Source organism: Sorangium sp. So ce394 (assembly GCF_051474665.1).
Classification (GTDB): Bacteria; Myxococcota_A; Polyangia; order Polyangiales; family Polyangiaceae; genus Sorangium; species Sorangium cellulosum_D.
This window is the reverse complement of record NZ_CP150339.1, coordinates 11,749,198-11,761,518: the sequence shown is the minus strand read 5'-3', so window position 1 is coordinate 11,761,518 and position 12,321 is coordinate 11,749,198. Positions and strand designations below refer to the sequence as shown.

Below are 12,321 nucleotides of genomic sequence, written 5' to 3'. Positions count from 1 at the left end.
CGCCGGAACGGCCCCGCTGGCGGCCTCAGCGCGATCCGGCCGACCGCGGGTAGCTCCCGAGCACCTTCACCATCTCGCAGCGGGCGCGCAGCCGCTCGATCGCCTCGGCGACGCGCGGATCGCTCCGGTGGCCCTCCAGGTCGACGAGGAAGACGTAGTCCCAGTGCTTTTGCCGGCTCGGGCGCGACTCGATCCTCGTCAGGTTGATGGCGGCGTCGTCGAAGATGGCGAGCACCCGGCGGAGCGCGCCGGGCTCCTCCTGCACGGAGAAGACGATCGATGTCTTGTCGGCGGCCGTGGGCGGCGCGTCGGCCCGGGCGATGACGATGAAGCGGGTCGCGTTCTCGGGGCGGTCGTGGATGCGCTCGCGGAGGAGCGGCAGCCCGTAGAGCTCGCCCGCGCCGCGGTTGCCGACCACCGCCGCGGCGGGATCGCCGAGGACCTCGTGCGCCGCCGCGGCGACGGAGGCGGTCTGGACGATCTGCGCGCCGGGGAGGTGCTTGGCGAGCCAGAGCCGGCACTGCGAGAGCGCGTGCGAGTGCCCGTGGACGCGGGTGATGCCGCTCAGCCCCTCCGCCTTGCTGAACAGGCAATACGCCACGTCGAGCACGAGCTCCTGCCGGATCTGGAGGTCGCTCTCGATGAGGGCGTCCGCGGTCAGGGTCACCGAGCCGTCCGACGAGCTCTCGATGGGGACGACGCCGCAGGCCGCCTCGCCCGCGCGCACGGCGTCGAAGACGCCCTCGATGGTGCCCGTCTCCCGGTAGCGCGCCGCCAGCCCGAAGAGGTGGCGCGCGGCGACCTCGGCGAAGGCGCCCTCGGTCCCGGGAAAGGCCACCTTCATGGGCTCCTCGAGCGCCAGACAGGCGCTCATCACCTCCCGGAAGACGACCCGGATGGCGTCGCGCGGGAAGCGGCCGGCGCCCTTGGTCTGGAGGCGGTCGAGCACGCGCCGCTCGCGCTCCGGGTCGTGGAACTGCGTGGCGTTGGCGGCGCGCTTCGCGTGCGCGACCTCGAGGGCCACCTCGGCCCGCTCGGCGAGGAGCTCGAGGATCCGATCGTCGATGCTGTCGATGCGCACGCGGAGCTCGCCCAGGGTCGTCATGTACACTTCACCTCGGAGGGGACCGGCGGCCATCAAAGCGCAGGGGACGCCGCCGCGCAAGGCTCGCCTCGGCGCGGGGAACGCGCGCGAAACGCGCGCGACGGAGGCGCGCGTCGGGGGCGAAGCGGCATCCGTGCGGGCTCGACGCATAGACCCCGCTGGGAGAGAGGAGACCGGCGAAAGCGAAGGGGAAGAGCGAGCGCCTGACGAGGGAGCGGGAAGGGTGGGAGGAGCGATAGGGGCGGGTGCGGGAGCGATAGGGGCGGGTGCGGGAGCGATAGGGGCGGGTGCGGGAGCGATAGGGGCGGGTGCGGGAGCGATAGGGGCGGGTGCGGGAGCGATAGGGGTGGGCGCAGGCGTGAGAGGATCGGGCGCGGGCGCGAGGGGATCAGGGAGGGCGCGATACGATGCCAGACGCGCGGTACGGCCGCAGAAGGAATGCTCAGATGACGGCTGTCTGCTCCGAGAGCGCGTCCGCCTTGGCTTTCTTCGCCTTGAGGCGCGAGCGCTGGTTCAGGGTTGCCCGGTGGCGCGATACGAACTTGGCCGCGATCTTGGGCTGATCGCGGAAGGCATAGCGGCCGCCCTCGCGGAGCTCCTTGGCGAGCTCGTCGGCGGCCCAGAACGCGCGGTTGCGGAGCTCCAGCGCGTGGGCGGCGCTCGCGTCGGAGGCCTCGTTGGCGGCGGCGTCCTCGAGCGTGTCGGCGAGCGTCCTGGCCCGCTGGAGGTCCTTGCGCGTGATATCGGTGACGCCGAGCGCGCTCTCGTGGTCGGACCAGAAGTCGACGAGATCGCGCAGGTCCTGGATCGTGTCGGCGAGGCCGGAGCCGTCGGCGATGCGCGAGAGCTCGGCCTGGGCGGCGGGGTCGTTGCGGCAGCCCCAGCGGCCGCCGGCCACGAGCTTCGCGTCGAGCGCCTCGGCCTCGTCGCGGAGCCTGCGCTGCGCCGACGTGAGCTGCACGGCGCCGCGCGCCTTCTGCCAGGCCTTCTCGAGCGCACCGAGGCGCCGGGCGAAGCGGGCGAGGAGAGCCACCTTGTCGGGGGTGATCCCGATCCTGGCGAGCCGCGCCGCGTGCGCGTGCGCGAGGCGCGCGAGCGAGGTGAGCTCGCGCTCCGCGACGCTCACCGGCATGTCGGGGCCGGCCGCGTAGGTCGGGGCCAGGGCGAGGAGCGCCTCGTCGCTGGTCGGATCATGGGGTTGTGCGGCAGGGCGCTTCGTCCTGGAGACGGGCGTCTTGCCGGATGAACTGGCCTTGGGTGAGGTGGACTTGGACGTATTCTTGACGGTGCGCTTCAGGGGCATGGACTCCCTCCTGGTTGAGCGTAACGGGCGATGGTCGCTCATGAGGAGGAGCTGTCAACCGCGTTCAGCGCGGCCAGGCGTCCGAATGCTGCTGCGATGATGCTCGTGTGTAGCTTTCATGAAGAGGCGGCTGGGGCTCGGAGACGACGGCGGCGCCCATTCATTGCTTTCGCGAAAAGCGGATTGACACAGTGCGTTCTGCCGTGGATCCCTGTGCGCCAACCAACGGACCTTGCGTCGGGGGATCTCGAATGCGACACACGGGCTGGTCGTATCGTCTCGTGGTATTTTGTGCTGTGGTGCTCTTGCTCGGGCGGGGGCACGAGGGCCTCGCGCTGGCCGGGCCTCCGGAGCCGCGGCTTCTTTCGCTGTCGCCTCCGGGCGGCGGGGTGGCGCTCTCGGCGATTCCATTGCGGCTGCCGAGCGACGGCGTAGGAGGGCTTCTCTCGGGGCCTCGTCTCGATGCGCCGCTGATCGAGGACGTGGGGGCGCCCCATGGAGAAATGGTGCTCCCCGACCAGGCCCGGGTGGTGGCGTTCGAGGGGGCTGTCCTGGAGATCCCGCAGGGAGCAGTGGACGAGCCGGTGCGGATCACGATCCGGCCGCTGCCATCGGGCGAGGTGCGGCCGATGGGGCGTGCGATGGTCAACGTCACGCCTGGGGGGAGGGCGTATCGCTTCGGGCCGCACGGGCTCAGGTTCAAGAAGCCGGTGCGGCTGACGCTGCCGGTTGACGAGCACGCCATTCCGCCGGGGATGACGGCGCAGCACGTGACGGGCTTCTATTTCGACGAGGCGCTCGGCACGTGGCAGCGCGTCGAGCGATCCGGCGAGGCCGCGAAGGGGAAGCTGGCGAGCCTGACCGACCATTTCACCGATTTCATCAACGCGACGCTGGCGATGCCCGACGCGCCGGGGGCACGCTCGTTCGATCCGAGCAGCATCAAGGGACTCGCGCTCGGCAGCCCGCTCGCCGGTGTGACGCTGGTCGCGCCGCCGGAGGCGAGCTCGAGCGGCTCAGCGCAGCTGAGCCATCCGATCGTGGTCCCGCCGGGGCGCAACGGAATCCAGCCGTCGCTCGCCATCGGTTACGACAGCGAGCACCGCAACGGGTGGCTCGGCGTGGGCTGGGATCTGCGGCTGTCGCGGGTGGAGATCGACACGCGCTTCGGCGTGCCGACGTACGCGACGGGCGAGGAGCGATACGCGCTCGACGGGAGCGAGCTCGTGCGGACTGGCGACGTGTCAGTCGAGCCGCAGGTCTACCGGCAGCGGGTGGAGGGGCGCTTTGCGCGGATCCTGCGCCACGGGACCGGACCGGACAGCTATCACTGGGAGGTCACGGACAAGGACGGGATGACGTATGTGTACGGCCGCAGCGAAGACGCGCGGCTCGCCGACCCGGACCCGGACCGGCCGGGCAACGTGTTCCGCTGGTACCTGGAGGAGGTCCGCGACCCGTTCGGCAACCAGATGTTCTTCCATTATGCGCACCGGGTCGAGCCCTCGGGCCCGGCGCCGCACATCGAGGTGCATCCCGAGCGCATCGAGTACACGGCCAACACGTCGCAGGGCGTCGAGTCGGCGTATGCCGTCGACTTCCTCTCGGAGGGCGGCCGGAAGGACGTGACGCTGAACGGCAGGCCGGGCTTCCTGGAGCAGACCAGCGAGCGGCTCCGGCGCGTGGACGTGCGGTTCGGCGAGACGATCATCCGCAGCTACGCGCTCGAGTACGCCGAAGGGGATTTTGGCAAGAGCTTGCTCCAGGCGATCGCCGTCTCCGGCAAGGGGAGCCGCGACGGCGAGGGGGCGCTCACGAGCGAGGAGCTCTATCGGCACACGTTCGAGTACTTCACCGCGCCGCGCACCGCGTCCGGGCAGCCCGGGGCGTTCGCGGCCGAGGCCGAGACGTGGGGACAGGCGTGGCCTAAAAAAGGCCTGTCGCGCACGGAGGACTCGACCTTCGGCGGCAGCGTGTCGGTGGGGCTGCTCGGGATCGTCAGCGTGGGCGGCGGCGGGTACAGCGGCGACCAGACGACGCGCGCCAGCCTGCTCGACCTGAACGGCGACGGATTGCCCGACTTCGCCGGCGACGGCGGGGACGCGCTGCGCAACCTGCTGCGCCTTCCCGACCACAATCACTTCGATCCGTTCCACCTCGGCGGGCTCTCCCCGGGGGATCTCGGGCTGACGGACACCTCGGGGTGGAGCGTTCACGCGGGCATCAACGTGGGCGATGCGCTCAGCGCGTCGGCGGCGTACACGCGCAGCCGGGCGGAAGACGAGCGGGTCGTCTCGGATCTCAACGGCGACGGGTTCCCCGATCTCGTGTCGGTCGGGGGCCTCGGCCAGCTCCAGGTCGCGCTCAACGATCGGCGCGGCGGGTTCCTGGGCGCGAAGGACTGGGGGGCCGTCGCCGGCAGCGCGCCGTCGGGCCGCCCGGACTTCGCGCTGGCGTCGCGCGCCGACTTCTTTCCGGCCGACCCGATGCTGCGGTGGATCGCGCCGTTCGAGGGGGACGTGCGCATCGGAGGCGTGCTGCAAAAGCAGGAGGCGGGGGGCGATGGGCTGCGCGTGGAGCTCGTGCGTAACGGGGAGCTGCCGCCGCTGTTCAGCCATGGGTTCGGTCCGGACGAGCTCGGGCCGTGCGCGATCGGCGCGGGCGATTGTGGGGGTGCGCCGCTCTCGGTTCACGTGCTCGCGGGCGATCGGCTGTACTTCCGGGTGAGCGCGGCGCCCGAGATCGACCCGGAGCGGGTGGTGAACACGGCGTCCGATCTTTTGTCGTGGAGCCCGACGATCACCTACGAGGTCAGCGAGGAGCTGCTCGGGCAGGTCGGGCCGGACGGCCGGCCCATCCATCGATTCGAGTACGCGCAGGACCATCGCCTCGGGGGGCGGCCCGAGGTGCCGTGGGTCGCGTCGTCGGACGGCCTCGTGAGCATCACCGGCGATCTGGTGAAGGAGTCGACGAGCGATCAGCTGCGGGTCTCGATCGCGCGGGAGAGCGAGGGCACGTTCCACACCGTGATGGATGAGGAGGTGGTGAGCGCGGACGCAGGGGTGCTGGCGCTCGCGGGACGCATTCACGGCGACGAGAACGGCCTGGTGCGGGTGAAGGAGGGCGATCGGCTCTGGTTCCGGGTGAAGTCGGACGTGCCGGACGACCCAGCGCGCGTCTCGTGGGCGCCGACGGTCGACTACCGGACGTACTGCCGCGCCGATCGGCAGACGGGCGAGCGGCGCTGCGGGCCGGTGCAGTGCGCGATCCAGCCGAACGGCCGCGCCGGCTGCAAGCTGGACAGCGACACGGCCGAGGATGCGCCGCTTCCGGTGGCGCTGATCCAGCAGCAGCCGTATGTCGCGATGCCCGTGCAGCGGTGGAGGCCGGGGGCGCGCCGCTCGCCGTGGATCGCGACCGAGACGGGCACGGTGCGGCTCGAAGGGACGGTGGTCGTGCCGGGGAATACGTCGCTGACGCTGCTGGTGCAAGGCGTGCACCGGCTGCTCCACAAGCAGCTGTACGTGCCTGCGAGCAGCGCCGGAAGCGCGGTGACCATGTCGGTCGATCTCCAGGTCCAGGCCGGCGAGCCGATCTACGTCACGCTCTTCCAGACGAACCCGGCCGACAGCAACGGAGCGATCATCGGCGCGAGCATCGATGGGGCGCCGGTGTGGTTCACCGTCCTCGTGCCGGATCCGGCGTCCGAGGCGCTCGTCGACGGCGCTCCGCAGGACCCGACGGCGGGTGGGTTCCACGGCTGGTCCGTCGGCTTCATGAACGGAGACCGCGCGTTCTCCGAGGCGGACATCCTGTTTCCGACGCGCGACCCCGAGCGCGGCTTCACGCTCGCGGTGCCGCTCTCGCTGGACGACGGCACGCGGATTTGGGGCGCGGCGGCGTCGGAGGCGTTCGTGGGCGGCGATCGGGTCTTGCCGTCGGTGGTGGGGCGGCTGTCGGGGCAGCGCCACCGGGGCAGCGTGCGCTACGCGGAGACGTGGAACGCGGAGCTCACGGCGGGCGCAGGCCCCGTGGGCGGCGGCTACAGCTTCGGCAGCACGACGACGGACCTGGAGCTGATCGATCTGAACGGCGACCGCTACCCGGACCGCGTGACGCGCGAGGGCGCGGTGCTCAATACCGGCCGGGGGTTCGGCGCGAGCGCGTCGTTCTCGCTGCCGGAGGCGCTGCGGCGGGTGGAGCACCGGACGGTGCGGCTGAGCGGCGACCTCGCGTCGCTCACGTTCAGCGCGGGAGACGAGGAGGAGCAGACGCTCAACAAGACCGACAGCCGGGGGCGCTCGCAAGGATACCTGCGCACGAGCTTCAGCGCCGGGACGAGCTACGGATTGTCGGCCGCGCACGTGGAGCTGCTCGATATCAACGGCGACGGGCTGGTCGACCAGGTGACGCAGAACCCCGAGAGCGAGGAGATGACGGTGGCCCTGAACCTCGGCTACCGGTTCACCGCGCCGGTGCCGTGGCAGCGGGACGGGTTCAGCAAAGGCAGCTTCGACGCGGGCGAGCTGAACGGCGCGCTCGGCGAGGTGCTGGGCTTCTTCACGGACGCGGCGGGCGTGGAGGCGGTGCGGCTGGAGGACACGGGCGCGCAGAGCGTCGGGTTCGGGGCGAGCGCGGGCGGCTCCAGCGGCGGGGTGAGCGCCAGCGTGGGCGCGGGGATCGGCTACACGCGCACGACGGCGCGCACGATCGTGGACTTCGTCGACATGAACGGCGACGGGCTGCCGGACAAGGTGATGAAGGATCCGGGGGAGACGTCGTTCCGGGTGCAGCTGAACCTCGGCGACCGGTTCGCCGCGGAGGAGCCATGGCCGGCCGGCGCCTGGGGCGTGAACATCGACCCGCAGGAGTACACGTTCATGGGCGGCGGCGATGCGGTGGGCTTCCGGCGCTCGGAGAGCCTCGACGGCAGCGTGTCGCTCCAGGTCTGTTACTTCGTCTGCATCGGCGGGTCGGTGTACTACTCCGAGGGCAGCGGAGGGTCGCAGCTCGGGTTCGAGGACATCGACGGCGACGGGCTGGCCGACCACGTGCTGAAGCGGGACGGCGACAGCGCTGTGCGGGCGCGGAAAAATGCCATCGGCAAGGCGAACCTGCTGTGGCGCGTGCACCGGCCGCTGGGCGGGAGCGTGGAGATCGACTACCGGCGCGAGGGCAACCTGGTGGTGCCGAGGGAGGTCCTGCCGAACGGGCCGGTGGACGAGAGCGGGCTGCCCGCGGATGACGCGAGCACGGCGATCGACGATAGGACGGCGGTGGTCGACATGCCGTCGAGCCAGTGGGTGCTGAGCGACGTGGTCGTGCGCGACGGCGTGGAGGGCGTGAGCGGCGCGCATGGGGTGCACACGTACCGGACGCAGATCGGCACGTACGGGGACGGGGTGTACCACCGCGATGAGCGGCTGGACCTCGGGTACCGGCGTGTCACGACGACGACGCTGGGCGAGGATGAGGATGGGGTCTCCGCGATGTCGGTCGAGGAGGTCGATTACCGGAACGAGGATGTCTACCGGCGCGGGCTCGCAGCGCGCTCGACGCTGCGCGACGGCGACGGGATGCTCTACACGGTGGAGGAGATCGAGCACCTGGCGCCCGATCTGGCGCAGATCGCGGCGAACGGGTGGTTCTTTCCGAGGGAGACGGAGCGGAGGAGCGCGTTCTACGAGGGGACCACGGACGACCCGGCGGCGGTTCACAAACACACGCGGGAGACGCGGTTCTATGACGAGGACGGCGACCTCACCGACGTGGTCTCCTACGGCGAGGACGGGACCTCGGCCGACGACGTGCACCACCACATCAAGTACGAGCAGGACGACGTGCCCTACTTCGTGAAGCCGAGGCTGGTGCAGACGACGGACGCGGAGGGGCGCGTGCTGCGCGAGCGCACGGCGACGTACGCGCCGGGGACGGGCGCGCTCGCGACGCTCACGAACGTCATCTCCGGAGGCAAGCGGCCGGACGGCTCACCGTACGCGGCCGACCAGGCGACCTGGCGCTTCGAGCACGATGAGGTCGGCAACCTCGTGACCTTCACCGATCCGACCGGCTACAAGCTGACCTACGGCTACGATGCGCCGACGCAGAGCTACCGCACGTGCGTGACCGACAGCTTCGGCTACCGCTCGATCAGCGTGCCCAACCCCCTGTTCGGCACGGTGGCGCAGGAGACGGACGTCAACGGGCACACGATCGCCCATCGGTACGACGCCTTCGGCCGGCTGATCGGGGTCTGGGGGCCGAACGACCTCACCGAGCCAGAGGCGCTTCCGGTCGGATGCACGCCGAGCAAGATCTGGAGCGAGGAAGACCTCGACGGAGAGGGTGATCCGGCGGTCGGATTCGAGTACGCGCTCCAGCCCGATCAGTCGACGGCGCCGCCGGCCTGGGCGAAGACGAGCCACAAGGACGCGGAGCACCCAGGCGATCCGATCGTGACGGTGACGTTCGCCGATGGGCACGGGCGGGTGATCCAGACCAAGAAGGACCTGGAGCGCGACACGGGCACGGGCACCGAGGTCGGGATGACGGTGAGCGGCGCGGTGGCGTTCGACGCGCTCGGCCGCGTGGTGGAGCAGGGGCAGCCAGTGTTCAGCGTGGAGCCGGACACGACGTTCGTGGCCGTGGAGATGCTGCGGAGCACGCACTTCCAGCACGACGTGCTGTCGCGGAAGCGGCGGGTCGAGGCGCCTGACCCGAAGGCCGAGGCGACGGGCGGCCATGCGCGGACGCTGATCGAGTACGACGTTATGCAGTTCGACGGGCGGCTGCTCTTCCAGGAGACGGTGATCGACGCGAACGGCAAGTCGCGGAGCAGCTACCGGGACGTGGGCGGGCGGATCGCGGCCGTGGAGGAGTGGAACACGGTCGACGGAGCTCCGCAGCAGATCGTGACGCGGTACGAGCACAACCCGCTGGGCGAGCTTTTGCGGGTGACGGACGCGCGCAACAACGCGACCACGGCGACGTACGATTCGGTCGGGCGCATGGTGGAGCTCGTGAGCCCCGACGCCGGGCGCACGGAGTGGCGGTATGACCTGGCCGGCAACCTGCGGGCGAAGCAGACGGCGGAGCTCGGGCTGCGCGGTCAGCTGATCCGGTACGAGTACAGCTACAACCGGCTGTCGAAGATCGACTATCCGGTGACGCAGGACGTGGTGTACACGTACGGCGCCGCCGACGAGGCGGGCGATGCGAAGAGCAACCGCGCGGGGCGGCTGACGCAGGAGACGAGCGCGGCGGGGACGCGGAGCTATCGCTACGATCGCTTCGGGAACGTGGCCGAGCTCGTGGCGGAGTTCCCGCGGCTGCGCGAGCCGCACCGGGGGCCGTACCAGGCGACGCTGAGCTACGTGTTCGATTCTCTGGGGCGGATGCAGGAGATCCACTTCCCCGGCTCCGGCGAGGAGATCGTGCGCTACGGGTACGACCGCGGGGGCCTCCTGGTGTCGGCCATCGGGGAGAACCAGAAGGTCAATCCGCAGCACCCGGACGAGCCGATGACGACGGAGTACCTGAGGCACATCGGGTACGACGCGTTCGGCCAGCGGGTGCGGGTCGTGGCGGGCAACGGGGTCGAGACGAAGTACCGTTACAACGAATCGACGCGGCGGCTATCGGAGGTGGACGCGGATCACCGGACCCCGCAGATGCAGCAGATGGGGCGGCCGCCGAGGGCGTTCCAGCGGCTGCGCTACGACTATGACCTGGTGGGCAACGTGCTCGCGCTCGACAACGCGGCGCCGTTCGACGAGTCGCTGGGCGGGGCCGTGATGGTCGCGACGACGCAGCAGCGGTTCGCGTACGACGACCTGAACCAGCTGACCGCGGCGTCGGGGACCTACCAGGAGCGGGGGCACGAGCAGCAGCGGTACACGCTGGACATCGCGTACGACGTCCTCGGGAACGTGAAGAGGAAGGGGCAGGAGGTCGCGCGGTACGTGCCGGATGGTCCCGGGCAATGGCGGTTCGAACAGCCGATCCGGGAGAGGACGTACCGGAACGAGTACCGCTACACGGGGCCGAGGCCGCACGCGGCGAACCAGGTGGACGAGTTCGTGCCGGCGGAGTCGCAGCCGCGGCTGCGGGAGCTGTTCCACGACGCGAACGGCAACCACAAGGAGTGGAAGTACCGCGGCAGCCCGCAGCGGGTCTTGAGCTGGGACGAGGACAACCGGCTGGTGTCGGTGCGGGAGAACGGGCAGGAGCTGTCGCGGGCGCTGTACGACGGCTCCGGCGAGCGGCGCGTTCACCTGCACCGGGTGGCCGGCGAGGAGGAGACGGCGTACGTCGACCAGCACCTCGTGGTGCGCAACGGGGTGACGGCGACGAAGCACATCTTCGCGGGTGAGACGCGGATCGCGAGCAAGATCGACGCCGACTGGTTCCAGGAGCCGCCGGTCTTGTACTACCACCCCGACCACCTCGGCAGCACGCAGTACGTCACCGACCAGGACCAGCAGCTGAGCCAGCACGTCGAGTACCTGCCGAGCGGGGAGCTGTGGACCGACCAGACGGACTCGCGGTTCCAGAACCGGCAGCCGTACCTGTTCAACGGCAAGGAGCTCGACCTGTCGACGGGGCTCTACTACTACGGGGCGCGGAGCTATGAGCCGCGGCTCGGGGTGTGGCTCAGCCCGGATCCGATCCTAGGCCAGTACATGCGGGGGGCGCCGAACGGCGGGGTGTATGACCCGGTCCACCTGGGGCTGTACACGTACACGCGGAACAACCCGCTGAGGTTCGTCGATCCGACCGGGCTGGCCGAGGAATGCGTCGATGGCGGGTGTCAGTCGTACGTGGGGCCGCTGGACAGCCCGGAACAGAGCATCGATCCGGATGAGACGATGTGCACCTCTGGAGTCTGCGTGAACGGAGGCCCCGCGGAGCGGCTCGCATTCCGCCAAGCGCAGGTCGCTCGAGAAGACGTGCCGCTAGAAACATCGATGATCGACCCGATCGATGCGGTGGGCATCGGCGGCACAGCCGTGTCGCTGGTGAAGGCTGGAGGCAAGGCGCTCGTTGCGCTAGCTGCGCGGAGGGCCGCCGTGAAAGCAGAAGCCTTGGCCGCAAGGGGAGCAGGCGGGCTCTGCTTCGCGGCCGGCACCCTAGTGCACACCGAGCAGGGAGTGAAACCCATCGAGGAAGTACGACCTGGCGACGTCGTGTGGGCCGAGGACGAGGTCACTGGCGAGCTAGCACTACGACGGGTAGTGCGAACCTTTGTCACGCCTGATCAGCCCGTCGTCGAAGTCGTACTCAAAGGCGACCGCGGCCAGGCAGAGAGCATTCGCGCGACCGTCGAGCACCCGTTCTGGACGCAGCGCGGTTGGGTCGGGGCACGGCAGCTCACTAGCGGCGATCATGTGCTGCAGCGCTCGGGAACGTGGTCGCACGTACTGGGCGTTGACGAGACTGGCGCGCGCGTCACCGTCTACAACTTCGAGGTCGAGCAGTTTCACACGTACTTCGTGGGCGAGCAGGGCGTGCTCGTGCACAACAACAGCTGGGCAACGCTCTTCCAGAATCAACTCCCCGGTCGCCTCGCGAGTGAGATGGCTGACGCAGCGCGAGTCGGTGCGGGGCCGATTCGCATGGGGACGCCGGCGGCCGAAGCAGCCATGAATTCGGGGACGATCAAATGGGTCGTGACCGGAGGCGGCGAGTTGCTCATCTCTCCGCATACAGTGAGCGGCGTCGAAATTTCGCACGCCGTGCTTTCTGGCGGCAGAGGGGTGTTGGCAGCCGGCCAGGCGGAGATCGCTGCAGCCGGCGGGAGGGTTGTGGGCATAGAGATCGTGCCTCACAGCGGCCATTTTCTGCCCAGTCTCGAGAGCCTCCAGATCGGCATTCAAGCCTTCGCCAAGTACGGGATCGGCTTCTAGCGAGTGAG

At 70.1% G+C, this 12,321-nt stretch carries 3 protein-coding genes; 1 reads left to right on the top strand and 2 read right to left on the bottom strand.

What is annotated here, in order from left to right; translation table 11 throughout:
- Positions 1–25: 25 nt before the first annotated feature.
- Both pheA and WMF33_RS43435 read right to left on the bottom strand, forming a co-directional pair.
- Complete coding sequence (gene pheA, locus WMF33_RS43440) at positions 26–1,105, bottom strand: prephenate dehydratase (protein WP_061628186.1); 1,080 nt, start codon at positions 1,103–1,105, stop codon at positions 26–28.
- Between the two features lie 442 nt (positions 1,106–1,547).
- Complete coding sequence (locus tag WMF33_RS43435; RefSeq protein ID WP_437334097.1) at positions 1,548–2,408, bottom strand: hypothetical protein; 861 nt, start codon at positions 2,406–2,408, stop codon at positions 1,548–1,550.
- Between the two features lie 299 nt (positions 2,409–2,707).
- On the opposite strand from WMF33_RS43435, the gene WMF33_RS43430 reads away from it, so the two are divergent.
- Positions 2,708–12,313: a SpvB/TcaC N-terminal domain-containing protein gene (locus tag WMF33_RS43430; protein ID WP_437334096.1), complete on the top strand. Its 9,606-nt coding sequence runs from the start codon at positions 2,708–2,710 to the stop codon at positions 12,311–12,313.
- The last annotated feature ends 8 nt before the right edge of the window (positions 12,314–12,321 follow it).